Genomic DNA, 25,789 nt, shown 5'->3' with positions numbered 1-25,789 from the left:
GGCAACAGGGCGCCACAATGAATAGCACAGCCGAGATCGTGCAGTTTGACCTGAACCAGAGTGACGCGATGCGCCTGCCCCGGATCACGCTGATCATCCCGGTCCTGAACGAAGAGGACAGCATCGGCATCTTCCTGGACCGGGCGACCGAGATGATGCGGGCAAATGCCGACCGGGCGACCTTTGACATTCTTTTCGTGAACGACGGCAGCACTGACCGGACCGAGCGGGTGATCCTTGCCGCGGCCGAGGGGCGGGACGACATCTCGCTGATCAACCTGTCGCGGAACTTCGGCAAGGAGGCGGCGCTGATTGCTGGCATGGCGCACGCGACCGGCGACGCGGTGATCCCGCTCGACGTCGACCTGCAGGACCCACCGGAAGTGATCACCGAAATGATTGCCAAGTGGCAGGCCGGTGCGCGGATCGTGAACGCCCGCCGGGTGAAGCGGGACAGCGACAGCTGGTTGAAGGCGCGGTCTGCGGCGGCTTTCTACAAGCTGTTCAACGCGCTGTCGGAACAGCCGATTCCGCGCGACGTGGGCGATTTCCGCCTGATGGACCGCGAGGTCGTGTGGATCATCACCCAGCTGGGCGAACGGTCGCGGTGCAACAAGTCGCTCTTTTCCTGGGTGGGCTTCGAGACGGACGAGGTCACCTACGAACGCCCGCCGCGCGCCGTGGGGGAAAGCCGCTGGAACTACTGGAAGCTGACGAAGCTGGCCCTGGACGCGATCTTTTCGTCCTCGACGGTGCCGCTGCGGATCTGGACCTATTTCGGGATCGGGATGGCGGTCCTGTCACTGGTCTATTCGGCCGTCCTCTTCGTGCGCACCCTTGCCTTCGGGATCGACGTGCCCGGCTATGCCTCGACCGTGATCCTGATCCTTGTCTTCGGCGGGCTGAACATGTTCGCGCTGGGGATCATCGGCGAATACATCGGGCGGATCTATACCGAGGTGCGCCAAAGACCGCTGTACATCGTGCGGTCGCATCATGCCTCGGAAAAGTCCGGGGGCTGAGGTGGCGCAAAGCCAGGATCTGGACCGCCGGGGGGCCGACCCCTTGCGAATGGGTGGCAGGGACAGGCCCGGTCCGCCCAGAGTCGCGGTCCGGTGGGCGTGGTTCATCCCGGCGATCGCGACGGGCGTTGCCCTGATCGTGCTGGTCCTGTTCTGGGATCGGCCGATCACCGACGATGTCGCCTGGTATCTGATGGGCACGCGTGACTGGCTGAACGGCGCGGTGCTTTACGAGATGGTGGTCGAGGTCAATCCGCCGCTGAACTTCTACTTCACCGTGCCCGCCATCCTGATCGCGGACAACCTTGGCGTCAGCGATACCAACGGCCAGTACATCCTGACCGCGCTGATGCTCTTCTGCTCGCTTCTCTGGTGCGGCACGATCATCCGGAACGAGTTCGGACTTTCCCCCTCACGGCAGGCGCTTCTGCTTATCGGGATCGGGGCGGCCATGGTCATCCCGGCGCTGGACAGCATCGGCCAGCGTGAGCAAAGCCTGGTGATCCTGATGATGCCCTGGCTTCTGGGGCAGGTTACAGGCACGCAGCCAAGTGCCCGCGTGGATGTGCCGCGCGCCATGGTGGCGGCGCTGGGCGTCTGTCTGAAGCCGCATTTCGTGCTTTATCCCATCGCGGTCACGCTGGTCTGGATCGTGCGGACGCGGTCCTTGAGGCCGATCCTGTCGCCCGCGAACCTGGTCTTCCTAGGCGTTGGGCTGGCCTATGTCGCTTACGTGGCGGTCGTCCATCCGGCCTATCTTTTCGACATCGTCCCGATGGCCAGCCAGGTCTATGGCGCATACAAGACGGACGCCGGAATGCTGGTTGCGGCGGTTTATCCGCGGGTGCTCCTCTTGCTTTTCCCGGTTCTCTTTGCGCTCCGGGACCGGGAGGTCTGGGTGGCCCCGGGGCCGGCGGTCTTTGGGGCGGTGACCCTTGCGGCGCTGGCCAGCTTCTGGGTGCAGGGGACGGCCTTTCCCTATCACCTGATCCCGGTGTCGGTCTTCGGGATGGTGGCTTGCGCGATCGTGCTGGCGAAGGCGAGGAGCTTTGCGCCGGTCTATGCGGCCGTGGCGATTGCCTTTGTCGGGCTGGCGACGCTGGGCCTGCGGCAGGGATTTCCCAAGCATCCGGTGATCAACCACCTTGATGCCGTGGCCGATCAGGTAGGTGAGTTCGACAGTTTCATCTCGCTTTCAAGCTCGCTCTTCGCAGGCCCGCCCGTCCATATGGCGACCGGCGCGGAATGGGTCAGCCGATATCCTGCGAACTGGCTGGTGCCGGGCGCGGTTGAAGAGCTGGGCAAGACCGACTGCGTGGCCGACCCCGACCGGTGTGCTGCCCTACGTGCGATCGGTGCGAAGAACCGGAGCGACAATATCGCGGACATGATGCGGACCGAACCGGACCTCTTGATCGTCGAGCTTGACCCAGGGTTCTTCCCCGAGCCGCGGTTCGACTGGCTGGCCTATATGGCAGAGGATCCGGCCTGGGCAGAAGTATTCCAAAACTACAAGGAAGTGGCCCGGACGGCGGGGTTCCGGTTCTTCAAGCGGGACGGATGATAAAAAAAACCCCGCCGTGACATCACGGCGGGGAAGGTGTCCCCCAGGCGGACCAGGGGACAGGCGTGTTCCGGTTCGCAGGACGGGCAGCAATGCCCGTCCTACCTATTCAATGCGCGGGGCGATCCTCAGCCTCCATTTCAGCGCGGATCTGCTGGCGCAGGATATCGATCGGGACCATCTTTCCGTCCCGCTTGAAGTGCCAGTAAGTCCAGCCGTTGCAGCTTGGCGCACCTTCGAGGGCGGCGCCGACCTGGTGGATGGACCCCTTGACGTCGTTTCCGATCAGCGTGCCGTCGGCACGGACCTTGGCCTTGTGACGGTTGCCGAGGCTGAAGAGTTCCTCGCCCGGCCGCAGCATGCCGCGTTCGACCACCTGGCCGAACGGCACACGGGGTTCGGCGCGTTTCGAGCCGGTGATCTCCATAGCCGAGGCATCGAAACGGCGGACGCGGTCGATGCGGGCCTGGGCTGCCTTGCGATAGGCCTCCTCGCGCTCGATGCCGATGAAATCGCGGCCGAGCATCTTGGCGACAGCACCGGTGGTTCCGGTGCCGAAGAAAGGATCAAGGATCACGTCGCCGGGGTTCGTGGTGGCCACGATCACGCGGTGCAAGAGCGCCTCGGGCTTCTGGGTCGGGTGGGCCTTGTCGCCCTTGTCGTCCTTCAGCCGTTCGTGCCCGGTGCAAAGCGGGATGACCCAGTCGGACCGCATCTGGATGCCGTCGTTCAGCGCCTTCAGCGCCTCGTAGTTGAAGGTGTACTTCGCTGCCTCGTCCCGGCTGGCCCAGATCAGCGTCTCATGCGCGTTGGTCAGTCGCTTGCCGCGGAAGTTCGGCATCGGGTTCGACTTGCGCCAGATGACATCGTTCAGAAGCCAGAAGCCCTGATCCTGTAGGATCGCGCCCAGGCGGAAGATGTTGTGATAGCTGCCGATCACCCAGATCGCGCCGTTCGGCTTCAGGAGCCGTCGGGCGGCAGCAAGCCAGTCACGGGTGAAAGTGTCATAGGCGGCGAAGCTGGAGAACTGGTCCCAGTGGTCGTCCACCGCGTCGACAAGGCTGTTGTCCGGGCGGTGGAGATCGCCGCGAAGCTGGAGGTTGTAGGGCGGGTCGGCGAAGATCAGGTCGACGGACCCGGCAGGCAGCCGGTTCATCACGTCGATGCAGTCCCCTGCAAGGATCTGGTTCAGCGGCAGCAAGCCATTTGCCGCGGTATTCCTGGTCGTCATCTCTGCCTCTGCCCCGGCATCTTCTGTGTGCCGATGTTGTGCAAAGCATGATTCAGAGGCGATTCGTCGTCAAATTCTTTATTGAATCAAGAGGTTACAGAAAACTCTTGATACAATATGTTGTGGACCGGCTGGAACGAACGTCTATGCCAAGGGGTAACACCAAGGTTTTGCAACGCAGCCAGATGTGCCTTCGTCGGGTATCCGGCATTTGTCTCCCAGCCGTAGCCGGGGTGCTGTTGCGCCAAATCCACCATGATCCTGTCCCGCGTGACCTTGGCCACGATCGAGGCGGCGGCGATCGAAAGGCTGAGGGCGTCCCCACCGACGATGGCGGTGGCGTTGCAGGTCAGGCCGCGGGGAAGGAGGTTGCCGTCGATCAGCGCGTGGTCGGCGGAAAGGGCCGCGAGGGCGCGTTCCATGGCAAGGTGGCTGGCCCGCAGGATGTTCAGGGCATCGATTTCCTCGACCGTGGCATGGGCGATGCTGACTTCGGCGACGTCCATGATCTGGACGAAAAGCTCTTCGCGCCGGGCCGCGGTGAGGGTCTTTGAGTCGTTGAGGCCTTCAGGGATGCGCGCGGGGTCGAGGACAACGGCGCAGGCGGTGACGGGGCCGGCAAGGGGGCCGCGCCCGACCTCATCCACCCCCGCCACGCGCAGCGCGCCGAGCGAACGGACCCGGGTCTCGTGCGTGAAATTGGGAGCGGTGCATGCCATTCCATCCGAGTAGCGCGGAACGGCGATCCACGGAAGAGCGAAGAAGGCGGGGTGGAGGCTGCTCACCCCTCCACCCCTCAGGAGCGGGCGGGGTCAAAGGGCACCCCCGCCCGACAGCGCGTCTCTCCTCATCGGCCGGAGACGCGGAACCCGGCATCGCGCAGGCATTGCGCGGAATATACCTTGTCATCGCGCCCGAAGACGCTGGCCTGGTTGGCACAGCTGCGCGGCAGACGGCGGTCAAAGCCTTCGCGGCGGAGGCAGCTTTCGGGGTAAAGCGTCACCGACTGCTGCGCCCCGTCGATGGTGATCGCGCAGACGGCGGGAACGCGGTTCGTCCGCACCGGTTCGGGCGGCACGACGACCGGTGCCGGCGGTGTGGGCTTCGGCCTGTCGTTCAGCTCGTTCACGATGACGCCGACGACCAGCGCACCGAGAAGCGCCTTCGCGAGATCGTCCTTCCTGTCGGCCTTCGCCGGCAGGGCCGTCCCCAGCGCGATTGCAAGGGCGACGGCACCGGCGGTCACCATGCCGGCAAGCCTGCGTCCTGACATCGTGGTCTCGGCGATCCCCCGCGAGGCGATGTGGCGGGGCTTTTTCCTGAGTTCGAGGCTCATGCGGTCCTCCTGACCTTGTGCGCTTTTCCGTTGCGGACCCGTGAACCGGCGAGGTCAGGCCCGTGATGAGAAAAGGCTGGGGGTGGACGGCCGGTGTAAGCAATAACGCCGGGTTGCTATGGGATAGCAGGGCGGGGATCCGGGTAGGCATTGCCCCAACAGACGCCTCCCTTGCGCTGTGATATTGAATATCAGCGCGGCCTTGCCCATTCTTGCCCCGATACGAGGGCACGGCCCTTCCGGAGCGACATCATGAAACGACTCATCCTTGCAGCACTTCTTGGGCTGGCCTTTGCTGCCCCGGCTGCGGCGGAGTGTTATGCCGACTACAAGGTCAAACGTGACGATCCCCTGACGCTGCGCTACGGTGTGTCGCAGGTGTCGGACGCGAACTGTTCGCCCGACGCGGCGGCAGGCGAATTGGCGCCACGACTGGCAGGCGACGGCTGGACGCTTCTGAACGTTCTGTCCACATTCGGGCCAGAAGGTCTGGAAGAAAGGAAAGCGAGTGCCGGAGAATTCTTCCTCCGTTACTGAAAGCCTGAAGGCCGGCAACCGCGTGGTTGCCTTTGGAATTGCCGCCATCGTCCTGATCCTTCTGGCGGCGGCGCTGTTCCTGTTCCTGAACCTGCCGGACGCGAACGCCTTCAACGCCAAGGTCACGCAGATCTTCGTGGAAAACGACGACCTGACGACCGGGGCGGAGATCAAGCTCTTGGAGATCCTCGCCCAGTCGGGAACCGCGTTCTCCGAGGTGCTGGTCAGCTACCGGAGCGTGATCTTCGTGCTGCTGGTCTTTTCGACCGCGATGCTGATCGCAGCGCTGGTCTTCCTGGTGATGATCATCGCGCTGAACCGGAGGATCTCGGCGATCCAGCGGTCGGGGATCCAGGTATCGAGCCTGATGATCAGCCGCGAGGCGCGGGCGGTCTACATCAACGATCTGGAATTCGCCCTGACCGAAGCGGCGCTGGAGACTCTGTCCGTGCTGGCCGAAGCGCGGATGGACGACGAGGTGCTGACCGGCGCGCAGATCGAGGCGGTGATCTCTGGCCGGAACGAGGCGGACTGCGACGAGGCGGCTGGCGCGACGCGGGTCAAGCGGTTGCGCGATGCCTTGGGCAACCAGCTGGTCAGCGAACTTCTGGTCAAGACGGTCGCCCGGCGCGGCTACATGCTGGCGGTGGGCAAGGACACGATCCGCATGATCTGAGATTTCGCCAGAAAGCCTGGCAGCGCTTTGCAACAAATGTTGCAATCGCAATGCCTCAGCGTGTTAGCCTGCTCCGGAGTAAGTGATCCTGACCAGAAGGTGAGTGGACCCGCCATGCTGACAAAGCGATTCCTTCCGATTGCCGTCGCCCTGCTTGTTGGCCTTCCTGCCGCAGCACAGGACGTGGCGGACCGCATCTTCATCGGCGGCCCGGTCCTGACGATGAACGATGCCCAGCCCCGCGCCGAGGCAGTGGCGGTCAGGGATGGCGAGATCATCGCGGTCGGCACGGTCGAGGAGATCATGGCGCTGAAGGGCGAGGGCACGGAAGTGACCGAGCTTGAAGGTCGCGCGCTGATCCCGGGGTTCGTCGATGCGCACGGACATATTTTTGCGGGCGGCGTTCAGGCGATTTCGGCGAACCTCCTGGCCCCGCCGGACGGCGAGGTCACCGACATCGCCAGCCTGCAAAAGACCCTGCGCGACTGGATCGCCGAGAACGGAGCGGTGATCGAGAAGGCCGGCATCATCATCGGTTTCGGTTATGACAATTCGCAGCTTGCCGAACTGCGTCATCCGACCCGGCAGGAGCTTGACGCGATCTCGACCGACATCCCGATCTACATCGTGCACCAGTCGGCCCACCTTGGCACCGCGAACACCAAGGCGCTGGAAGTTGCCGGGATCACCGCCGACACGCCGAACCCCCCGGGCGGGGTCATCGTGCGCGATGCCAATGGCGATGCGACGGGCGTGATGGAAGAGAACGCGCATTACGCTGTCCTGATCAAGCTCCTGGGCTCGATCGACACGGAAAGTATGAAGACGATCATGAAGGCCGGGTCCGAGCTTTGGGCGCGCTACGGCTATACCACGGCAACCGAAGGCCGATCGACCAAGGGAACGGCCGAGATCATGAAGGCCGTCGCCGCGGAAGGCGGGTTCAGGATCGATGTCATCTCGCACATGGAGGTGATGGACGACCGCGACTACATCATCGCCAATGTTTCGCGCGAGTATGTCAACCGCTACCGGCTGGGCGGGGCGAAGCTTTCCATCGACGGCTCGCCGCAGGGGTTCACCGCGCTGCGGGACCGGCCCTATCACGACCCGGTGGGGAACTACCCGCCCGGCTATCTTGGCTATGCCGCGCAGCCAATGGAGAAGGTCACCGATGCCATCGACTGGGCCTATGCCAACAACATCCAGCTTCTGACCCATTCGAACGGCGAGGGCGCATCGGACATGCTGATCGCGGCCTCGGCGGCGGCTGAGGCGAAGCATGGCCCGGCCGACCGGCGCCCGGTGCTGATCCACGGGCAGTTCCTGCGCGAGGACCAGATCGACCCGATCCGCCGCCTTAGCATCTTCCCGTCCCTGTTCCCGATGCACACCTTCTACTGGGGCGACTGGCACCGCGACCATACCGTCGGGCCAGTCGTGTCGAACGACATCTCGCCCACCGGCTGGATGGTCGAGCGCGGGATGATGTTCTCATCGCACCACGACGCTCCGGTCGCCTTCCCCGATTCGCTTCGGGTCCTCGATGCGACCGTGACCCGCCGGTCGCGGTCGGGCGATATCATCGGGCCGGACCAGCGGGTGGATGTGATCACCGCGCTGAAGTCGATGACACTCTGGCCTGCCTATCAGTACTTCGAGGAGGACCGGAAAGGCTCGATCGAGGTGGGCAAACTGGCTGACCTCGTGATCCTGTCAGGCGATCCGACCGCCATCGACCCTGAAACGCTGGACAGCCTGACCATTGCCCAGACGATCAAGGAGGGCGTGACGGTCTATGAGGCCGGGCAGAAGGAAGGCCGGCTGCAATACCGCCCGCCGGCGGACGGATCCAACCCCTATGGCGACTTCCTGCGGCAGGCAACGCTGCGCTTCGAGGGGGCAGGCGCGCTGACGGGTCGTGGGATCGCTCTGTCGGACCGGATGGCGGCGCAACACTCCGGGGCCTGCGTGTCGCGGTTCATGACCTCGGTGATCGGTGCGGACATTGCCGCCTCGGAAGTGAACTGAAGGACCCCGCGGACCGGGAAATCACAAAGGCCCGGACCTTGCGGTCCGGGCCTTTGCTTGTGAGTGGTGAGCCGGACAGGATTCGAACCTGTGACCCGCTGATTAAAAGTCAGCTGCTCTACCAACTGAGCTACCGGCCCCACGAAGCGGCTGATTAGGCATGGCGGCCTTGGGGGTCAAGGGCAAAAACGAAGCGTGTCTTTCAAAAGCGGGCGGGCGGGCGTATATGCCGGGGCATGAAGGATTTCAGCCGCCAGACCGGCCTGCCGTTCATGAAGATGCATGGCGCGGGCAACGACTTTGTGGTGATCGACCGGCGTAGGGGTGGGCCGGCGATGACGGCTGCGCTGGCGCGGGCGATCGGCGACCGGAATCGCGGTGTGGGATTTGACCAGCTGGCCGAGATCACGGCCTCGGACAGCGCGGACTTCAGATTGGTCTTCTGGAACAGCGACGGCAGCCAGGCCGGGGCCTGCGGCAATGCCACGCGCTGCGTGTCGGATTTCATGATGCAGGAGCTGGGCACCGACCGGGTGACCCTGACCACTGCGCGGGGTGAACTGGTCGCCCAGCGTGCCGAGGATGGCCGGGTCTGGGTGAACATGGGGCAGCCGCAGCTTGACTGGCGGCAGGTTCCGCTTGCGCGCGAGGTGGACCACCTGCACCTTCCCCTTCCCGGAGACCCGGTGGCGGTCGGCATGGGCAACCCGCATGCCGTGCATTTCGTCGAGGACGCCGGGGCCGTGGACCTTGCGGGCATTGGTCCGCAGATCGAGCATGACCCGCTTTTCCCGCAGCGAACGAACGTGGAGTTCGCCAGCCTGATCTCGCCCTGTCGCCTGCGGTTGCGGGTGTGGGAGCGGGGGACGGGCATCACGCTCGCCTGCGGCTCGGGTGCCTGCGCCACGGCGGTGGCCGCCCATCTGCGGGGCATGATCGGGCCGCGGGTTGTGCTTGAGGTAGATGGCGGCATGCTGGAGGTCGACTGGCGCGACGATGGCGTCTGGCTGACCGGGCCGGTGGCGCGCGTCTTCGACGGGGTGCTGTCGCCCGACTACATCGCTGCGCACGCATGAACGCCCCGCAGCGCCCTCCGGTCTTTGCGACCCTTGGTTGCCGCCTGAACGCCTATGAGACCGAGGCGATGCGCGAGCTTGCCGCCGCCGCCGGCGTTGAGGGTGCAGTGGTGGTGAACACCTGTGCCGTGACGGCCGAGGCGGTCAGGAAGGCAAAGCAGGAGATCCGTCGGCTTGCCCGGGAAAACCCCGGCGCTCCGGTCATCGTCACCGGCTGTGCCGCGCAGACCGAACCCGCGACCTTTGCGGCCATGCCCGAAGTCACGCGCGTCGTCGGCAACCACGAGAAGATGCAGGCCGAGACCTGGGCCGGCCTTGCCGCGCCGGACCTGATCGGCACGACCGAACGGGTGCAGGTCGACGACATCATGTCGGTGCGCGAGACCGCAGGCCACCTGATCGACGGGTTCGGGCGGCACCGCGCCTATGTGCAGGTGCAGAACGGCTGCGATCACCGGTGCACGTTCTGCATTATTCCCTATGGCCGCGGCAACTCGCGGTCTGTCCCTGCCGGGGTGGTGGTGGACCAGATCAGCCGGCTGGTCGACAAGGGCTTCAACGAGGTGGTGCTGACCGGGGTGGACCTGACCTCCTGGGGTGCGGACCTGCCAGCCACCCCTCGTCTCGGTGACCTGGTGCGGCGCATCCTGAAGCTGACCTCGGTGCCGCGCCTGCGGATCAGTTCCATCGACAGCATCGAGGCCGACCCCGCGCTGATCGAGGCCATCGCGACCGAGCCGCGCCTGATGCCGCATCTGCACCTCAGCCTGCAGGCCGGGGACGACATGATCCTGAAGCGGATGAAGCGGCGGCACCTTCGGGACGACGCGATCCGCTTCTGCCATGAGGTTCGGGCGCTTCGCCCGGACATGATCTTCGGGGCAGACATCATCGCGGGCTTTCCGACCGAGACGGAGGCGATGTTCCGGCAATCGCTGGCGCTGGTCGAGGATTGCGGGCTGACCTTTCTGCACGTCTTTCCGTTCAGCCCGCGCAAGGGCACCCCGGCGGCGCGGATGCCACAGGTGAAGGGGCCGGAGATCAAGGAGCGCGCCGCCCGGCTGCGCGCCCTGGGCGATCAGGCCCTTGCCCGGCATCTGGAGGCTCAGGTCGGACGCACCCACCGCGTTCTGACCGAAGGCCCGCGTCTTGGCCGGACCGAGCAGTTCACCGAGGTCGCTTTCACCGCCGACCAGCCCGAGGGAACGATTCTTGAGGTGGTGATCAAGGGCCGGGACAGCAGCAGCCTGCTGGTCTGACGTCCAGGCTGTCCGGCATATCCGGCACAGCTTCTCATGCAAATCTATCCTCAGCTTTCAATCTAATGACCTGAGTCAAGGCATTCTGACGCGGTGAAGCGTAAAGTTTCAGCGTTGAAACACTTCAATAGGAGTATTGAAGATGAGATCGACTTACCTGCTGATGACTGCACTTTTCTCTGGCCTGACAGCAACCGGCGTCGCCTTGGCGCAAGAGGCTGATCCCGGGCAGATGCTCTACATGGACTACTGTGCAGCCTGCCACGGTGCATCGGGGATGGGTGACGGCGACATGGCCAACGTCGTGAACATCCCGTCACCAAACCTCAAGCTTCTGGCCAAGAACAACGGCGGCGTCTTTCCGATGCTGAACGTGCTGCAAGTGATCGATGGCCGTTCCGGTGTCCGGGCGCATGGAGGCGTGATGCCGCTCTGGGGGCAGGTCTTCTCTGACGAGATTGGCGACTCGGAAGGCGCCTATGGCAGCGTTCTGGAGGTCAGGGGGCGTGTGCTTTCGCTGGCCAAGTACCTGGAATCGATCCAGGAGCAATAGAAGCAGCGCCTGTCGGATGTTCGCGTCCGGCAGGCACCTTTCTTCATGGAAGTTTCGCTTGCGGGACTAGGGCTTCGTGCGATCCTCTCCCACCAGTTGCGGGCGAATCCCCCGCACCCAAACACCCGGAGGAGGAACCCCATGGCCAACGCAAGCCAGCATCTCGACGTTGCCTCAGCAGAGAAATACCTCATGCGCTACCTCGCCATCGACGGCGTCACCGGCGAGGAAGAGGCGATCGCCAACGCGATCCGCGATGACCTGATCGCGATTGGCGTTCCCGCCAGTGCCATCCGGTTCGACAACGTTGCCGCAAAGATCCCGCTGCCGACCCAGACGGGGAACCTGATCGTCGACCTGCCGGGTACAAGGCCCGGCCCGCGCCTTCTGTTCTCCACCCACCTCGACACGGTGCCGCTCTGTGCCGGGGCAAAACCGCGAATCGAAGGCGACCGGATCGTCGGCGACGGCACGACCGCGCTTGGTGGCGACAACCGCACCGGCTGCGCGCTTCTCGTCGTGCTGGTCGAGACCCTTCTGAAGCACAACCTCCCGCACCCGCCGATCACGCTTCTCTTCACCGTGCGCGAGGAAAGCGGGCTACACGGCGCGCGTGAACTGGATCCCAAGGACCTGAACGGCGCGGTCATGTGCTTCAACGTGGATGGCAAGCTTGCCTCCGAACTCATCATCGGCGCGGTAGGGCAGGAGAACTGGGAGGTCGCGATCACCGGCAAGGCGTCCCATGCAGGCGTGGCGCCGGACAAGGGCATTTCGGCCACGATGGTTGGCGCCCTCGGCCTGGCCGAGACAAAGGCGGCCGGCTGGTTCGGCAAGATCGTGAAGCCTGACGGGCACGGGACCTCGAACGTCGGCATCTTCGGCGGCAAGGACATGAAGGCGGCGGGCGATGCCACGAACGTGGTCACCGACTACGCCTGGCTGCGCGGCGAGGCGCGGAGCCCGAAGGAAGAATTCACAGCCGCGATCACCGCCGGCATCCGCGCTGCCTTCGAGAAAGCCCGCACCCAGGTGACAGATACCGAGGGCGAGATGGCGGGGATGGAGTTCACGAACGTCAAGGCCTACCCGCCCTTCAACCTGGGCGAGGATGCCCCGGTGGTCCGCCATGCGGTGAAGGCGGTGGAGGCCCTCGGCATGAAGCCGGTCTACATCTTCTCGAACGGCGGCCTTGACGCCAACTGGCTGGACAAGGCCGGGGTGCCCACCGTCACCATCGGCGCGGGGCAGTACGAGATCCACACGATCAAGGAATACGTCCACCTGCCGGAATACGCCCAAGGCTGCCGGCTGGCGGTGGAACTGGCGACGCTGTGATGGGGGCCGGGGTAAGGGCCAAGCCTTCACCCCGGCACGTTCCTTCGCTAGCCTGCCCCCCAAGACAAGGGGGACTGCATGGCCTGGGAATTCTGGATCGACCGTGGCGGCACCTTCACCGATATCGTCGGGCGCAGCCCTGATGGTCGGCTGGTGACGGCAAAGCTTCTGTCCGAGAACCCCGAACGCTACCCCGACGCCGCCGTGCAGGGCATCCGCGACTGCCTGAGCCTTGCGCCGGGTGAGCTGATCCCCGAAAGAGCCATCTCTGCGGTCAAGATGGGCACCACGGTCGCCACCAACGCCCTTCTGGAGCGGAAGGGAGAGCGGGTTCTTCTCCTGATCACCGAGGGCTTTGCCGACCTCCTCTGCATTGGCACCCAGGCCCGCCCGCAGCTTTTCGAACTGAACATCCGCCGCCCGGATCTGCTTTACGAAACCGTGGCCGAGGTCCCCGGCCGCCTTGACGCCGAGGGGCGCGAGGTGCGCCCGCTGGACGAGGACGCCGTCCGCGCGGCACTGGCCAAGGCGCAGGCCGAGGGCATCACCGCCGTCGCCGTCGCCCTGATGCACGGACACGTCAACCCCGATCACGAGGCGCGCGTCGGTCGCCTTGCCGAAGAGGCCGGGTTCACCCAGGTGTCGCTCTCGCACCGCGTCTCTCGGCTGGCCAAGTTGGTGCCGCGCGGGGACACGACGGTGGTCGATGCCTACCTCTCCCCCCTCCTCCGCCGTTACGTGGCGCAGGTCGAAGGGGCGCTGGACATGGGCCGCGCGACCGGGCGGCTTCTCTTCATGCAGTCGAGTGGCGGGCTGACCGAGGCAGGGCGCTTCCAGGGCAAGGATGCGGTCCTGTCCGGCCCGGCGGGTGGCATCGTCGGCATGGCGCGGACGGCCGTGGCTGCAGGGTTCGACCGGCTTATCGGCTTTGACATGGGCGGGACCTCGACCGATGTCAGCCACTTCGCGGGGGATTATGAACGGTCGTTCGAGACGGAGGTCGCTGGCGTCCGGATGCGCGCGCCGATGATGGACATCCACACGGTCGCAGCCGGCGGCGGGTCGATCTGTTCCTTCCGCGACGGGCGCTTTCAGGTCGGCCCGGAAAGTGCCGGGGCGAATCCCGGTCCTGCCAGCTATCGCCGGGGCGGGCCGCTGACGATCACCGACTGTAACGTGATGCTGGGGCGGCTGTCGCCGGATCATTTCCCCGCCGTCTTTGGCCCGAATGGCGACGAACGGCTGGACCCGGGCATCGTGCGCGTAAAGTTCATGGCCCTGGCGCAGGAGATTGCGGCGGTCACCGGACGGCTGCACCCACCCGAGGTGGTGGCCGAGGGATTCCTGCGCATCGCCATCGACAACATGGCCAATGCGATCAAGAAGATATCCGTCCAGCGCGGGCATGACGTGACGGGCTACACGCTGCAGTGCTTTGGCGGGGCGGGCGGGCAGCATGCCTGCGGGGTCGCCGATACCTTGGGCATGCGGCGGGTGTTCCTGCATCCCTTCGCCGGGGTGCTTTCGGCCTTCGGGATGGGCCTTGCCGACCTGCGGAGCTTGCGTGAGGCGCAGTTCGACGCACCCCTGTCGGCCTTGACGAAGGCTGAAACCCGGATCGCGGCGCTGGCTGGTGAGGCGGTGGCCGAACTTTGGGCGCAGGGCATTCCGTCACCCCAGACCACACTGACCGCGCATTTGCGCTATGACGGGTCTCACCAGTCGCTTCCGGTGCCCTTCGGCACCGAGGCGGCGATGCGCGAGGCCTTCGCCGCCGCCCATCAGGCCCGCTTCGGCTTTACCTCGCCCGAACGCGCGGTACTCTTCGAGATGCTTGCCGCAGAGGCCGCCGGCGGTGGATCCGCGCCGCCTCCAATCGACCCCGGAGCGCAGGCGGGCCCCCCGGCTGCGACCCTGACCCTCTGGGCGGAGGGGCGCTGGCAGGATGTGCCGCTTTACCGGCGCGAGGATTGCGGGACAGCTACCCGGATCGACGGGCCAGCCGTCATTGCCGAGGCGACTGGGACGGTGATTGTCGAGCCCGGGTGGACCGCGCGGGTCGACGCGCAGGCGAACCTGATCCTGACCCGAGAGACTGCCATCACCCGGCTTGCGGCCGCAGGCACCAAGGCCGACCCGGTCCTTCTGGAGGTCTTCAACAACCTCTTCATGTCGATCGCCGACCAGATGGGTGCGACGCTGGCGAACACGGCATGGTCGGTTAACATCAAGGAACGGTTGGATTTTTCCTGCGCGATCTTCGATGCGGCGGGCGATCTCGTGGCCAATGCTCCGCATGTGCCGGTGCACCTCGGTTCCATGTCACACGCGGTGAAGACGGTGATCGCGGCGGTGGGGGCAACGGCGCGCGAAGGTGATGCCTGGATGCTGAACTCACCCTGGAACGGCGGGACGCACTTGCCGGACGTGACTGTCATCACGCCGGTCTTCGTGGACGGAAAGCCCGCCTTCTGGCTGAGTTCACGCGGGCACCATGCCGACATAGGCGGCCGTACCCCGGGGTCCGGGCCACCGGACAGCACCCGGATCGAGGAAGAGGGCGTCGTGATCGACCTCTTTTTGCTCGTCGCCGAGGGCCGCCTGCGTGAGGCCGAGACGCGGGCGCTTCTCGCCTCTGGCCCTTGGCCCTGCCGGTCGCCGGACCAGAACCTCGCCGATCTCAAGGCGCAGATCGCCGCAAATGAAACGGGGCGACGGGAACTCCTTCGCATCGTCTCGCTCCACGGCGCTCGGGTGGTGGCCGCCTACATGGGCCATGTGCAGCGGAATGCCGAGGAATGCGTGCGTGCAGTGATCGACCGGCTGCAGGACGGGGCCTTCAGCTATCCGATGGATATCGGAACGACCATTCAGGTGCGGGTGACGGTGGACCGGCCCGGCCGCAGGGCCACCATCGACTTCACCGGCACCAGCCCGCAGCATTCCGGCAACTACAACGCCCCGCAGGCGGTGACGCGGGCGGTGGTCCTCTACGTGTTCCGCACGCTGGTGGGAAAGCCGATCCCGCTGAACGAAGGGTGCCTCGCCCCCCTGACCATCATCGTGCCGGAGGGGACGTTGTTGAACCCGCGCGCGCCTGCGGCGGTGATCGCGGGGAATACCGAGGTCAGCCAGTCCGCCTGCAATGCTCTGTACGGCGCACTTGGAGTAGTCGCGGCAGCGCAGGGCACGATGAACAACTTCATCTGGGGCAACGAGGCCTTCCAGAATTACGAGACTATCTGCGGCGGCACCGGGGCCGGGCCGGGGTTCGATGGCTGCAGCGCGGTGCAAAGCCACATGACCAACACAAGGATGACCGATCCCGAGGTGCTGGAGAAGCGCTTCCCCGTGCGGCTGGAGGAACTGTCGATCCGCCACGGCTCGGGCGGGGAAGGCCGCTGGCGGGGTGGCGACGGTGCCGTGCGACGGTTGCGCTTCCTTGCCCCAGTCACGGTGACCACGCTCTGCGGCAGCCGCAAAGTCGCGCCCTTCGGCGCTGCGGGTGGCAAGCCCGGAGCGGTCGGCGAGAACCGTGTTCACTGGCCGGACGGCCGGGTGCAGGCGCTTGCCGGCAACGACGAATGCGACCTGCCACCCGGCGCCGTATTCGAGATGCGTACCCCCGGGGGCGGGGGATGGGGGTGAAAACTGTCATTGCAGGGTGATCCCGGCATGGCCATATCTGCGGGACAAGAACAGGAGGTCACGATGCTGAACGCGAAATCCCTTCTCGACAGCCTGATCGGCGGGCTGAACCAGGCGACCGGCGGCCAGGGCGCGAAGGGCCTTGCCGAAAAGGCGAAAGGGGCCTGGGACAGCCAGTCCACCATGGGCAAGGGCGCGATTGCCGGCGGGCTTCTGGCTGTGCTGATGACGCAAGGCGGGCGGCGGATGCTGGGCACCGGTGTCAAGGTCGGCGGCATGGCCGCAATCGGCGCGCTGGCCTTCAAGGCCTATGAGGACTGGAAGGCCGGACAAGGCGGCAGCGATCCCACCGCCCTGCCCCCGCCGGGATCAGGATTTCAGCCAGAAGGCGCGGATGCCGACCGGCTGGCCACCAGCCTGCTCCGTGCGATGATCGCGGCGGCCAAAGCCGATGGCCATGTGACCTCCGACGAGCGCGCCCGGATCGACGGGCAGCTGGCGAACCTCGGGCTTGAGGATGAGGCGGCAGAATTGATCGCCGCCGAGCTTGACACGCCGCTGGACGTCGACCGGATCGCCGCGCTGGCGGGGTCCGACGCCGAGGCAACGCAGATTTACGCCGTGTCGCTCCTGGCGATCGACCCCGACAACGCCGAGGAAAAGGCCTATCTCGCCGCGCTGGCCCGCCGTCTGAATCTTGACCCGGCGCTGGTCGACAGCCTGCACGCCCAGGCCGCCAAGCTGGCCTGACGGAACCCCTCATCAAGCCTGACGGCCTTCTTCGGTTGCGTCCCGCCAGCGAAGAGAGCCGGATGGCTCGATGAGCGTCCCTTCAGGGCCTGACCCCACCCGTCGCTTCGGTCACGCGATCAGCGGCGGCGCGGACGAGCGCCCCGATCCGGGCGGCGTCCGACAACCCCACGCGGAACGCAGGGCCCGAGACCGACAATCCCGCCACCGGCTCGGCATAGGCATTGAAGATCGGGGCCGCGATGCAGCGCATCCCCTCGGCCCGTTCCTGATCGTCAATGGCAAAGCCACGCTCGCGGGTTCGGGAGAGGTCACGCATCAGCGCCGTGTCGCTGGTGATCGTCAGTGAGGTGAACTTCTCCAGCCCCTGCCGCGCGATGATCCCGGCCACCCTCTCCTCCGGGTACCAGGCCAGAAGTGCCTTCCCGATCCCGCTGGAATGCATCGGCCCCTTGGTCCCCGGCGGAAAGAAGGCGCGGATCGCCTCGCTCGTCTCGACCTGAGCCAGGAACAGCACCTCGCCCCGCACTTCCACCCCAAGGTTCGCCGTCTCGCCCGTGTCGCGCATCAACTGATCCATCGGCTGCCGCGCCCGCTCCACCACCTTGGTCCGGCGCAGGAAGGCCGTCCCGATCCGGAACGCCCCGGCCCCGATGTGCCAAAGCTGTCCCGGTTCCTCCACCTCCACCATCCCATGCGCCTGCAGGGTCTGAAGCGCCCGGAAGGTCGTGGCGACGGCCTGTCCCGTCTCTTCCGCCAGCTCCGAAAGCGTGCGCCCCGGCCCTTGCGCCAGATGCTCCAGAAGGTGCAGCGCCCGGTCCAGGGCCTGAACCGTGTTCTGGTCGGTCTTGTCATGAAACGCCTTCGGCCGCCCGCGCGGTTTCTGTGCCATCGTGACGCTCCCCTTCAGCCTGAAAAAGCGCAAGCCCTTGTTCAAATGGCAGAATAGCATCCCTCATACGAAATGAAAAATCTTTTCGAAAAAATTGTGCCACGGGTGCACCGGGCCTAGATTGATCCCATCGCTCCAGGGAGGATTCGCGATGTCGTTCCAGAACCCCGTCTTCATTCCCGGCCCCACAAACATCCCAGAGAGCGTGCGCAAGGCCTGTGACATGCCCACGCTCGACCACCGCAGCCCCGCCTTCGCGCGGATCTTCAAGCCGGCGGTCGACGGCGTGCGGCGCGTCCTGAAGATGGACGCGGGCGAGGTCATCCTCCTCCCCTCCACCGGCACCGGCGGGTGGGAAGCGGCGGTCTCCAACACCCTCTCCCCAGGCGACACCGTCCTTGCCGCCCGCTTCGGCATGTTCAGCCACCGCTGGATCGACCTTTGCCAGCGCCATGGTCTGAACGTCCGGATCATCGAGACCCCCTGGGGCCAGGGCGCGCCCCTCGGCCAGATCGAGGCCGCACTGAAGGCCGACAGGACCGGCACGATCAAGGCCGTCCTCGCCACCCATAACGAAACCGCCACCGGCGTGAAATCCGACATCGCCGGCATCCGCCGCGCGATGGATGCGGCCGGGCACAAGGCGATGCTTTTCGTCGACGGCGTCTCCTCCATCGGCTCCATGCCGTTCGAGTTCACCGCCTGGGGCGTCGACATCGCCGTGGCCGGCAGCCAGAAGGGCTTCATGCTGCCTGCGGGCCTCGCGATCCTCGGCGTCTCGCCCAAGGCCATCGCCGCGATGGAGACGGCCACCCTGCCCCGCACCTTCTTCGACTTTCGTGACATGCTGACAAGTTATGCCCGCGGCGGCTTTCCCTATACGCCCCCGGTCGGCCTGATCGCGGGCCTTGCCCATGCCATCGACCTGCTTGAAACTGAGGGGCTGGAGAATGTCTACGCCCGTCATCACCGCCTTGCCGAAGGTGTGCGCCGGGCGATCAGCGCCTGGGGCATGACGCCCTATGCGGCCAGCCCTGACCTTTACTCCGACACCGTGACGGCGGTGAAGGTCCCGCCCGGCTGCGACGGCACCGCGCTCGTCCAGCTTGCCGCAAGCAAATACGGCGTCGCCTTTGGCGTCGGCCTCGGTGAAGTCGCCGGGAAGGTCTTCCGCATCGGCCACCTTGGCATGCTGACCGACGTGATGGTCCTCTCCGGCCTCGCCACGGCCGAGATGTGCATGGCCGACCTCGGCTGGCCGATCAAGCTCGGCTCAGGGGTCGCAGCGGCGCAGGATTACTATCGCGGCACAGTGCCCGCAATGGCGCTGGCAGCGGAGTGAGACGATGAAGGACATGAACGGACTGATGATCCCCACCTATGACGACATGCTGGCCGCGCATGACCGCATCCGCCCGCATATCCGCCAGACCCCGGTCCGCACCTCGGACTATCTGAACGAACTCGCCGGCTGCGAGCTTTTCTTCAAATGCGAGAACTTCCAGGAACCCGGCGCCTTCAAGGTGCGGGGGGCCACGAACGCGGTCTTCGGCCTCAGCGATGACCAGGCAAGGCTCGGCGTCGCCACCCATTCCAGCGGCAACCACGCCTCTTGCCTCTCCTACGCCGCCATGTTGCGCGGCATCCCCTGCAACGTGGTCATGCCCCGCACCGCGCCGCAGGCGAAGAAGGACACCGTCCGCCGCTACGGCGGCGTCATCACAGAATGCGAACCCTCGACCACCAGCCGGGAGGCGACCTTTGCCGAAGTGCAGGCCTGCACCGGGGGCGACTTTGTCCACCCCTACAACGACCCCCGCGTGATCGCAGGCCAAGGCACCTGCTCGCGTGAGTTCATGGAACAGACCGGCGGCCTTGACATGGTGGTCGCGCCCATCGGCGGGGGCGGCATGATCTCGGGCACCTGCCTGACGCTTTCCACGCTGGCACCGGAAACGAAGATCATCGCGGCGGAACCCGAACAGGCCGACGATGCCTACCGCAGCTTCAAGGCCGGGCACATCATCGCCGATGACGCGCCGAAGACCATCGCCGACGGCCTCCTCGTCCCGCTGAAGGACCTGACCTGGCACTTCGTGTCGAACCACGTCTCCGAAATCTACACCGCGTCGGAACAAGAGATCATCGATGCGATGAAGCTCACCTGGAAGCACCTGCGCGTGGTCATGGAACCCTCCAGCGCCGTTCCGCTGGCCGTGGTCCTGAAGAACCGCGCGGCCTTCATGGCCAAGCGCGTCGGCATCATCATCACCGGCGGCAACGTCGATCTGGACAAACTCCCCTGGATGAAAGGGTAACACCATGAACAAGCACGCAGATTTCAAGAGCTATGATGTCGGCTACGACATCCCCGCCCTCCCCGGCATGACCGAGGCCGAGATCCAGACGCCCTGCCTGGTCCTCGACCTCGACGCGCTGGAGCGGAACATCATCAAGATGGGCGACTACGCCAAGGCCCACGGCATGCGCCACCGCGTGCATGGCAAGATGCACAAGTCGGTGGATGTGGCAAAGCTTCAGGAACGCCTTGGCGGGGCCTGCGGCGTCTGCTGCCAGAAGGTCTCCGAAGCCGAGGTCTTCGCCCGCGGCGGCATCAAGGACGTGCTGGTGTCGAACCAGGTCCGCGACCCGGCGAAGATCGACCGCCTGGCGCGCCTGCCGAAACTCGGCGCGCGGACGATTGTCTGCGTCGACATGCTCGACAACGTGGCCGACCTTTCGGCGGCGGCGGTGAAACATGGCACGACCATCGAATGCCTCGTGGAAATCGACTGCGGTGCCGGGCGCTGTGGGGTGAAGACCACGTCCGAAGTGGTGGCACTGGCCAAGGCCATCGACGCAGCACCTGGGATGAAGTTCGCGGGGATCCAGGCCTATCAGGGCGCGATGCAGCACATGGACAGTTACGCCGACCGCAAGGCCAAGATCGACGTGGCCGTCGCCATGGTGAAGGATGCGGTGGATACCTTGAAGGCCGAAGGGCTGGACTGCGACATCGTCGGCGGCGGCGGCACCGGCAGCTACTACTTTGAGTCCACCTCAGGCGTCTACAACGAGCTTCAGTGCGGCTCTTACGCCTTCATGGATGCCGACTATGGCCGCATCCTCGACCAGGACGGCAAGCGGATCGACCAGGGCGAATGGGAGAATGCGCTCTTCATCCTGACGAGCGTTATGTCCCACGCGAAGGCCGACAAGGCCATCGTCGACGCGGGCCTGAAGGCGCAGTCGGTGGATAGCGGCCTGCCCGTGGTCTACGGCCGGACCGACGTGAAATACGTCAAATGCAGCGACGAACATGGCGTGGTCGAAGACCCGCAGGGCGTGCTCAAGGTCAACGACAAGCTGAAGCTCGTCCCCGGCCACTGCGACCCGACCTGCAACGTGCATGACTGGTATGTCGGGGTGCGGAACGGCGTCGTCGAATCCGTCTGGCCGGTCTCGGCCCGGGGCAAGGCTTATTAGGCCTCATTCTTCGTCCACAAATATCCCACGGGGGTCCGGGGGTGTGAAACCCCCGGTCCTCGGCCCGTCCCAAAGGACCGACCCATGCTCATCATCCCCGAAAGCCTGATCGCCGGGCTCGTCTCGCCCGAAGACGCCTTCACCGCGGTCGAGGCCACCTTCTCTGCCATGGCGCGGGGTGAGGCCTACAACTTCCCCGTCGTCCGTGAGGCGCTGGGGGAAGGCCGGCAGTACGGCTTCAAGTCGGGGCTCGACCGCGCCGGGGGTATGCTGGGGGTGAAGGCGGGCGGGTACTTCCCCGGCAACGCAGCCAGGGGGATCATCAACCACCAGTCCACCGTTTTCCTCTTCGACCCCGATACCGGGCGACCCACCGCGATGGTCGGCGGGGGGCTTCTGACCGCGCTTCGGACAGCGGCGGCCTCGGCGATTTCCATCGACCGGCTGGCCAGCAAGGATGCCAAGGTGCTGGGCATGGTCGGGGCCGGGCATCAGGCGGGGTTCCAGTTGCGCGCCGCGGCGCGGGTGCGGCGGTTCGAAAGGGTCATCGCCTGGAACCTCCACCCCGAGATGCTGCCGAAGCTGGGCGAAGTCGCCGCCGAACTGGGCCTGCCCTTCGAAGCCGTGACGCTGGAGCGGCTGGTCGAGGCGGACGTGATCATCACCATCACCTCCTCGCCTGCCGCCAGCCTGATGTCGGCCCATGTCAAGGATGGCACGCATCTCGCCTGCATGGGCACCGACACCAAGGGTAAGCAGGAGGTGGAACCCGCCCTCCTTGGCCGGGCCTCGGTCTTTGCCGATGAACTGGCCCAGTCCGTCACCATCGGCGAGGCCCAGCATGCGGTGGCGGCGGGGCTTCTGGACGCGACCGCGATCACGCCCATCGGCGATGTCCTGATCGGGCGACATCCCGGTCGGCGGACGGCATCGGAGGTCACGCTCTTCGACGGCACCGGCGTCGGGCTGCAGGACCTTGCCGTCGCGGCAGTCGCGGTGCTGCGCGCGCGGGAGCGGGGGATGGGGACCGAGGTCGAGGTCTGAGACCAGTATTGTGACGGGCACAAGAACCCCCGTTGAAGCCGCGCCCCGCCCGTGCTGAGACTGCGGCGTCGCTTCGGGGAGGGCGGGATGCGGGTCTTCATCAACGGGTTCGGTCGGATTGGGCGGTCGGTTCTGCGGGCGTATCTGCAGGCACCGGACCGCTGGCCGGGCCTCACGATCGCCGGGATCAACGACATCGCCACCCCCGAGATGTGCGCCTACCTTTTCGAATATGACTCGGTCTTCGGACCCTGGCGCGGCATGGTCGCGCTGGAGAACGGCGCGCTGGTCGTGGACGGGCGGGCCATTCCGCTACACCGGACGGCGGACCTTTCCACCCTCAACCTCACCGGCGTCGACCTTGTCATGGAATGCACCGGGCGGGCCGAGACGCGCGAGGTGGCCGAACGGGGGCTGAAAGCGGGGGCGGCGCGGGTGTTGATCTCGGGGCCGTCCACGGCGGCGGAAGTGACGGTGGTCCTTGGGGCCAATGATGACCGGTTGGGGGATCAGCGGATCGTCTCGAACGCGTCCTGCACGACGAATTCCCTGGCCCCGCTGGCGCGGCTGATCCACCGGAACTGGGGGATCGTGACCGGGTCGATGACGACGGTCCACTGCTATACCGGCAGCCAGCCAACGGTGGATGCCCCCGCTGCCGACTACCCCCGCAGCCGGGCGGCGGCGCTGTCGATGGTGCCGACCACGACCTCGGCTGCCCGCCTTCTGGACGGGGTGCTGCCCGACCTTGCCGGGCGGATCACGGCGCAGGCGGTGCGGGTTCCGGTTGCCAGCGTCTCATGCGTCGACTTTCATCTGGTGACCGAAAAGCGGCCTTCGGTCGAAGAGGTCAACGCAGCCTTCCGGGCGGAAACCGGGGTCATCGGCGCGACGGACCGGCCCCTTGTTTCGACCGACCTTCGGGCCGACCCACGGTCTGTCGTGATGGCCTGCCCGGAGACGAAGGTGACCGCGGGGGGCATGCTGCGGGTCTTCGGCTGGTACGACAACGAATGGGGCTTTTCCAACCGGATGCTGGACATGGCCCTTCGAATGGCGTGAGTGACCACAGTGGTCAAATTGGCTTCGTCTTTCTAATTCAATGACTTGCTTGTGGGCATTAGGGATTTGGAAAGGTTTGCCCACACCCTTTCACATGGACCATGCTGCCACCTAGGGCCAGACCGGCGTCGCGTTCGCAGGCTGTCCGGCGGCGGTGAAGAGCGGCGTGAGGTTCTTCGGCGCATAGGCCTGCCGCTTGCGGGTGGTGATCTTGTCCTGCGGCGAGATCAGGGCATCGCGGCCATAACGCGCAACCACGCTGGGGTGGACCATTTCGTTGATTGTCCTGAGGGTCTTGCCGGCCCGGTCGCGCGGACGGTAGAGCTTTTCAAAGAGTTCGACCGGGACGTTCTGTTCGCAGACCGAGCGGATCGTGGGCGTCAGGCGATCCTTGACCGACCAGCCCTGTCGGGAGTCATGCGTCGGGCCAAGCACGTTCAGCGCACCCGGATCGGGCAAGAGGCCCGGCGTCGTCTCATCGACCTGAAGGCCTGCCGCCTTGGCGCGGTCGATCATCCAGAGGAGGGGGATGTCGGCCAGTTCCCGGTCGGCGTAGCCGCCGCCGACATCGGAATGGCTGCCTGCGAACCAGACCTGCTCGATGGTCGAGCCGGGGGGCGCCTTGCCGGTCCAGAGGGTCGGCACGAATTCGTCGCGCTGTTCGTCGATGGCCAATGCCTGCACGCCGTGCCGCACGATGCGCGAGGGCGTGGTGTCGTGAAACCCGTGAACCTCATCCGAGATCGCGCCGAGAATTCCGACCGGGATGCCCAGCGCGCCGACGGTATCCCAGACACCGAGGAAGTCGATCATCACATCGGCATGGGTTTCGATCCCTTTCCGGGCATTGCGGTCAAGGAAATCCGCCGGCGAGCGGGTCTTGAAGGTGCGGTAGTATTTCCAGGCGGCATGCAGATGCGGCAGGCTTTGCCGCTTGAGAAGCCCGACCGATCCCATCAGCCCCGAGAGCGAGCGCGCGGCGAAGGCCCCGCGTGAGAAACCGAAAAGGAAGATCTCGTCGGCGGGGACGTCCTTGCCATCCGGCCCCTTGTGGGCGGGCACGTAATTCTGGGCAAGGAACATGTAGCCGGAACGGATGATGTCTTCGGTCCCTGCCCCGGTCGCGCCGGCCACCAGCCGGTCCAGGGCCGTGCCGCTGGTCCCCACCCCGCGCATGTAGAGGCAGAACTGCGGTACCCCGTCGCTGCCGGAATTGGCGCGGATGGCGCGGGACAGACGGGCGACATTGGTTTCGGATCGTTCGCTATCGGCGGCATTCCAGGTGCCATCAAAGCAGACGACAAGGCGCTTGTGCATGGCGGAGCAATCCTTCTGCAGAAAATGAAGCCCGAAGGGGCCGGATCAAATGTCAGGCCGGAATCTGGCCGAAATGCTGCAGCCGGCAACCGGCGGTTGTCAATCCACCCCGTCGTCCGGGATGTTCAGGATCGTGCCGCAGGCCTTGCAATGGACGGCGTCATGGTCATGCCGGCGAAGGCCGCAGGTCGGGCAGGGGAAATGCGCCTTGGCCGGGCGCAGGATCACCTGCACCAAGCGCAGGAAGAGGCTGATCCCGACGATCATGATCGCGACCGACAGAAGCTTTCCCGAGGTACCTTCCAGCGTGATGTCGCCGAAGCCGGTCGTCGTCAGTGTGGCGACGGTGAAGTAAAGCGCGTCAGCGTAGTTCGTGATCTTGTCATTGACGCCGGCCTGCGTCTGGTAGACCAGCGCGGTCGTCCCGAAGAGGAAGATCAGAAGATTCCATGCGGCGCGAAGCGGCATTTCGTGCCGGCGAAAGCCGGGAATGTCGTCGCGCAGTTGCACCAGCGTCCGGGGCGAATGGAAGACGCGGTAAAGGCGCAGGACGCGCAGAAAGGCAAGTCCCTCGCCCCAGATCGGGACGAGAAGCGAGAAGATCACCAAGAGGTCGGCAACACCGTAGAGGCTGAAGAGTTCATCCCGCGCGCGGCGGGCGATCCAGAGCCGGACGAGGAGATCGGCGAGAAAGACGAGGCCGATTGCGATGTCGATCCAGACATGCTGCGGCCCGCGCGGCAGGAAGGACGAGGCGACAAGCCAGGCGACCGTCATGAGGTCGAAGGCAAGGAGCGCGTAGCGGAACCGGTCCGAGGCCGGTGTGGAGCCTTCGTAAAGCTCGCGAAGGCGGGAACGGAGGGTCGCGTCGGCCATGCCCCGACTGTCGGGTCTGCGGGCCGGCTGCGTCAAGAGGGGCGCTGTACTGTGCGTAGGGTGGGTGAAACCCACCGCTGGCCCGATTGGC

22 protein-coding genes and 1 tRNA gene are annotated in these 25,789 nt (G+C 65.6%); 16 read left to right on the top strand and 7 right to left on the bottom strand.

The window, feature by feature from the left end:
* The first annotated feature begins 17 nt into the window (after nucleotides 1-17).
* Together AC2D9V_RS07260 and AC2D9V_RS07255 are read left to right on the top strand one after the other, a co-directional pair.
* Entirely contained in the window at nucleotides 18-1,022 is a 1,005-nt protein-coding gene (locus AC2D9V_RS07260) for a glycosyltransferase family 2 protein (RefSeq protein ID WP_484713357.1), read from the top strand.
* Between the two features lie 49 nt (nucleotides 1,023-1,071).
* Complete coding sequence (locus AC2D9V_RS07255) at nucleotides 1,072-2,586, top strand: hypothetical protein (protein WP_484713356.1); 1,515 nt, start codon at nucleotides 1,072-1,074, stop codon at nucleotides 2,584-2,586.
* 109 nt (nucleotides 2,587-2,695) lie between these two features.
* Here the strand turns inward: AC2D9V_RS07255 and AC2D9V_RS07250 are convergent, their stop codons facing one another.
* From AC2D9V_RS07250 to AC2D9V_RS07240, 3 genes are all read right to left on the bottom strand, one after another.
* Complete coding sequence (locus AC2D9V_RS07250; RefSeq protein WP_484713355.1) at nucleotides 2,696-3,817, bottom strand: DNA methyltransferase; 1,122 nt, start codon at nucleotides 3,815-3,817, stop codon at nucleotides 2,696-2,698.
* An 86-nt stretch (nucleotides 3,818-3,903) separates the two neighbouring features.
* Entirely contained in the window at nucleotides 3,904-4,536 is a 633-nt protein-coding gene (locus tag AC2D9V_RS07245) for a ribonuclease HII (RefSeq protein ID WP_484713423.1), read from the bottom strand.
* A 128-nt stretch (nucleotides 4,537-4,664) separates the two neighbouring features.
* On the bottom strand, nucleotides 4,665-5,153 hold the full coding sequence (locus tag AC2D9V_RS07240) for a hypothetical protein (RefSeq protein WP_484713354.1): 489 nt from the start codon (nucleotides 5,151-5,153) through the stop codon (nucleotides 4,665-4,667).
* Between the two features lie 252 nt (nucleotides 5,154-5,405).
* Between AC2D9V_RS07240 and AC2D9V_RS07235 the strand changes: the two genes are divergently transcribed.
* From AC2D9V_RS07235 to AC2D9V_RS07225, 3 genes are all read left to right on the top strand, one after another.
* A complete protein-coding gene (locus AC2D9V_RS07235; RefSeq protein WP_484713353.1) occupies nucleotides 5,406-5,690 on the top strand; it encodes a hypothetical protein in 285 nt (94 codons plus the stop codon).
* Nucleotides 5,662-6,366, top strand: coding sequence for a winged helix-turn-helix domain-containing protein (locus AC2D9V_RS07230; RefSeq protein WP_484713352.1), 705 nt, complete (start codon nucleotides 5,662-5,664; stop codon nucleotides 6,364-6,366). The genes AC2D9V_RS07235 and AC2D9V_RS07230 overlap by 29 nt, the downstream gene beginning before the upstream one ends.
* Before the next feature lie 114 nt (nucleotides 6,367-6,480).
* The gene (locus tag AC2D9V_RS07225; RefSeq protein ID WP_484713351.1) at nucleotides 6,481-8,397 is read left to right on the top strand and encodes an amidohydrolase; all 1,917 of its coding nucleotides are present in this window, start codon (nucleotides 6,481-6,483) and stop codon (nucleotides 8,395-8,397) included.
* Nucleotides 8,398-8,461: 64 nt separating this feature from the next.
* Here AC2D9V_RS07225 and AC2D9V_RS07220 read toward each other — a convergent pair.
* Nucleotides 8,462-8,537 (bottom strand) — tRNA-Lys (locus AC2D9V_RS07220).
* A 96-nt stretch (nucleotides 8,538-8,633) separates the two neighbouring features.
* Between AC2D9V_RS07220 and dapF the strand changes: the two genes are divergently transcribed.
* The 6 genes from dapF (at nucleotide 8,634) to AC2D9V_RS07190 (ending at nucleotide 17,021) form a co-directional block, all read left to right on the top strand.
* On the top strand, nucleotides 8,634-9,473 hold the full coding sequence (gene dapF / locus AC2D9V_RS07215) for a diaminopimelate epimerase (protein WP_484713350.1): 840 nt from the start codon (nucleotides 8,634-8,636) through the stop codon (nucleotides 9,471-9,473).
* Entirely contained in the window at nucleotides 9,470-10,732 is a 1,263-nt protein-coding gene (gene mtaB, locus AC2D9V_RS07210) for a tRNA (N(6)-L-threonylcarbamoyladenosine(37)-C(2))-methylthiotransferase MtaB (RefSeq protein WP_484713349.1), read from the top strand. The genes dapF and mtaB overlap by 4 nt, the downstream gene beginning before the upstream one ends.
* A gap of 142 nt (nucleotides 10,733-10,874) precedes the next feature.
* The gene (locus AC2D9V_RS07205; protein ID WP_484713348.1) at nucleotides 10,875-11,285 is read left to right on the top strand and encodes a c-type cytochrome; all 411 of its coding nucleotides are present in this window, start codon (nucleotides 10,875-10,877) and stop codon (nucleotides 11,283-11,285) included.
* A 141-nt stretch (nucleotides 11,286-11,426) separates the two neighbouring features.
* Nucleotides 11,427-12,623, top strand: coding sequence for a M20/M25/M40 family metallo-hydrolase (locus tag AC2D9V_RS07200; protein WP_484713347.1), 1,197 nt, complete (start codon nucleotides 11,427-11,429; stop codon nucleotides 12,621-12,623).
* A 78-nt stretch (nucleotides 12,624-12,701) separates the two neighbouring features.
* Nucleotides 12,702-16,271, top strand: a complete 3,570-nt coding sequence (locus AC2D9V_RS07195) for a hydantoinase B/oxoprolinase family protein (protein ID WP_484713346.1) — start codon at nucleotides 12,702-12,704, stop codon at nucleotides 16,269-16,271.
* 63 nt (nucleotides 16,272-16,334) lie between these two features.
* Nucleotides 16,335-17,021 carry a tellurite resistance TerB family protein gene (locus AC2D9V_RS07190; protein WP_484713345.1) on the top strand — a complete coding sequence of 229 codons (687 nt, stop codon included), beginning with the start codon at nucleotides 16,335-16,337 and terminating at the stop codon, nucleotides 17,019-17,021.
* 82 nt (nucleotides 17,022-17,103) lie between these two features.
* Here the strand turns inward: AC2D9V_RS07190 and bhcR are convergent, their stop codons facing one another.
* Complete coding sequence (gene bhcR / locus AC2D9V_RS07185) at nucleotides 17,104-17,913, bottom strand: HTH-type transcriptional regulator BhcR (RefSeq protein WP_484713344.1); 810 nt, start codon at nucleotides 17,911-17,913, stop codon at nucleotides 17,104-17,106.
* Between the two features lie 151 nt (nucleotides 17,914-18,064).
* Here bhcR and bhcA point away from each other — a divergent pair, with 151 nt between their 5' ends.
* From bhcA to AC2D9V_RS07160, 5 genes are all read left to right on the top strand, one after another.
* Complete coding sequence (bhcA, locus tag AC2D9V_RS07180; RefSeq protein ID WP_484713343.1) at nucleotides 18,065-19,255, top strand: L-aspartate--glyoxylate aminotransferase BhcA; 1,191 nt, start codon at nucleotides 18,065-18,067, stop codon at nucleotides 19,253-19,255.
* Between the two features lie 4 nt (nucleotides 19,256-19,259).
* Entirely contained in the window at nucleotides 19,260-20,231 is a 972-nt protein-coding gene (bhcB, locus tag AC2D9V_RS07175; RefSeq protein ID WP_484713342.1) for a beta-hydroxyaspartate dehydratase BhcB, read from the top strand.
* A gap of 4 nt (nucleotides 20,232-20,235) precedes the next feature.
* Nucleotides 20,236-21,399 carry a 3-hydroxy-D-aspartate aldolase BhcC gene (gene bhcC, locus AC2D9V_RS07170; protein ID WP_484713341.1) on the top strand — a complete coding sequence of 388 codons (1,164 nt, stop codon included), beginning with the start codon at nucleotides 20,236-20,238 and terminating at the stop codon, nucleotides 21,397-21,399.
* Between the two features lie 84 nt (nucleotides 21,400-21,483).
* Nucleotides 21,484-22,443: an iminosuccinate reductase BhcD gene (gene bhcD / locus AC2D9V_RS07165; protein WP_484713340.1), complete on the top strand. Its 960-nt coding sequence runs from the start codon at nucleotides 21,484-21,486 to the stop codon at nucleotides 22,441-22,443.
* A gap of 87 nt (nucleotides 22,444-22,530) precedes the next feature.
* Nucleotides 22,531-23,505 carry a type I glyceraldehyde-3-phosphate dehydrogenase gene (locus tag AC2D9V_RS07160; RefSeq protein ID WP_484713339.1) on the top strand — a complete coding sequence of 325 codons (975 nt, stop codon included), beginning with the start codon at nucleotides 22,531-22,533 and terminating at the stop codon, nucleotides 23,503-23,505.
* Between the two features lie 111 nt (nucleotides 23,506-23,616).
* Here the strand turns inward: AC2D9V_RS07160 and AC2D9V_RS07155 are convergent, their stop codons facing one another.
* Nucleotides 23,617-24,822, bottom strand: a complete 1,206-nt coding sequence (locus AC2D9V_RS07155) for a DUF2235 domain-containing protein (protein WP_484713338.1) — start codon at nucleotides 24,820-24,822, stop codon at nucleotides 23,617-23,619.
* 99 nt (nucleotides 24,823-24,921) lie between these two features.
* A complete protein-coding gene (locus tag AC2D9V_RS07150) occupies nucleotides 24,922-25,698 on the bottom strand; it encodes a potassium channel family protein (protein WP_484713337.1) in 777 nt (258 codons plus the stop codon).
* Between the last annotated feature and the right edge of the window lie 91 nt (nucleotides 25,699-25,789).

It is taken from the genome of Tabrizicola sp. T46 (assembly GCF_057219895.1).
The sequence above is the reverse complement of the archived record's forward strand: the minus strand, read 5'-3'. Positions and strand labels throughout refer to the sequence as shown.

Bases quoted from the DNA above. Each gene is read 5' to 3' on its own strand.
- AC2D9V_RS07255 (WP_484713356.1), top strand. From the start codon at position 1,072: ATGGGTGGCAGGGACAGGCCCGGTCCGCCCAGAGTCGCGGTCCGGTGG.
- AC2D9V_RS07205 (WP_484713348.1), top strand. From the start codon at position 10,875: ATGAGATCGACTTACCTGCTGATGACTGCACTTTTCTCTGGCCTGACA.
- mtaB (WP_484713349.1), top strand. From the start codon at position 9,470: ATGAACGCCCCGCAGCGCCCTCCGGTCTTTGCGACCCTTGGTTGCCGC.
- AC2D9V_RS07260 (WP_484713357.1), top strand. From the start codon at position 18: ATGAATAGCACAGCCGAGATCGTGCAGTTTGACCTGAACCAGAGTGAC.
- bhcB (WP_484713342.1), top strand. From the start codon at position 19,260: ATGAAGGACATGAACGGACTGATGATCCCCACCTATGACGACATGCTG.
- dapF (WP_484713350.1), top strand. From the start codon at position 8,634: ATGAAGGATTTCAGCCGCCAGACCGGCCTGCCGTTCATGAAGATGCAT.
- AC2D9V_RS07160 (WP_484713339.1), top strand. From the start codon at position 22,531: ATGCGGGTCTTCATCAACGGGTTCGGTCGGATTGGGCGGTCGGTTCTG.
- AC2D9V_RS07240 (WP_484713354.1), bottom strand. From the start codon at position 5,153: ATGAGCCTCGAACTCAGGAAAAAGCCCCGCCACATCGCCTCGCGGGGG.
- AC2D9V_RS07225 (WP_484713351.1), top strand. From the start codon at position 6,481: ATGCTGACAAAGCGATTCCTTCCGATTGCCGTCGCCCTGCTTGTTGGC.
- bhcD (WP_484713340.1), top strand. From the start codon at position 21,484: ATGCTCATCATCCCCGAAAGCCTGATCGCCGGGCTCGTCTCGCCCGAA.
- bhcA (WP_484713343.1), top strand. From the start codon at position 18,065: ATGTCGTTCCAGAACCCCGTCTTCATTCCCGGCCCCACAAACATCCCA.
- AC2D9V_RS07245 (WP_484713423.1), bottom strand. From the start codon at position 4,536: ATGGCATGCACCGCTCCCAATTTCACGCACGAGACCCGGGTCCGTTCG.
- AC2D9V_RS07155 (WP_484713338.1), bottom strand. From the start codon at position 24,822: ATGCACAAGCGCCTTGTCGTCTGCTTTGATGGCACCTGGAATGCCGCC.
- AC2D9V_RS07200 (WP_484713347.1), top strand. From the start codon at position 11,427: ATGGCCAACGCAAGCCAGCATCTCGACGTTGCCTCAGCAGAGAAATAC.
- AC2D9V_RS07195 (WP_484713346.1), top strand. From the start codon at position 12,702: ATGGCCTGGGAATTCTGGATCGACCGTGGCGGCACCTTCACCGATATC.
- AC2D9V_RS07250 (WP_484713355.1), bottom strand. From the start codon at position 3,817: ATGACGACCAGGAATACCGCGGCAAATGGCTTGCTGCCGCTGAACCAG.
- AC2D9V_RS07150 (WP_484713337.1), bottom strand. From the start codon at position 25,698: ATGGCCGACGCGACCCTCCGTTCCCGCCTTCGCGAGCTTTACGAAGGC.
- bhcC (WP_484713341.1), top strand. From the start codon at position 20,236: ATGAACAAGCACGCAGATTTCAAGAGCTATGATGTCGGCTACGACATC.
- AC2D9V_RS07190 (WP_484713345.1), top strand. From the start codon at position 16,335: ATGCTGAACGCGAAATCCCTTCTCGACAGCCTGATCGGCGGGCTGAAC.
- bhcR (WP_484713344.1), bottom strand. From the start codon at position 17,913: ATGGCACAGAAACCGCGCGGGCGGCCGAAGGCGTTTCATGACAAGACC.
- AC2D9V_RS07235 (WP_484713353.1), top strand. From the start codon at position 5,406: ATGAAACGACTCATCCTTGCAGCACTTCTTGGGCTGGCCTTTGCTGCC.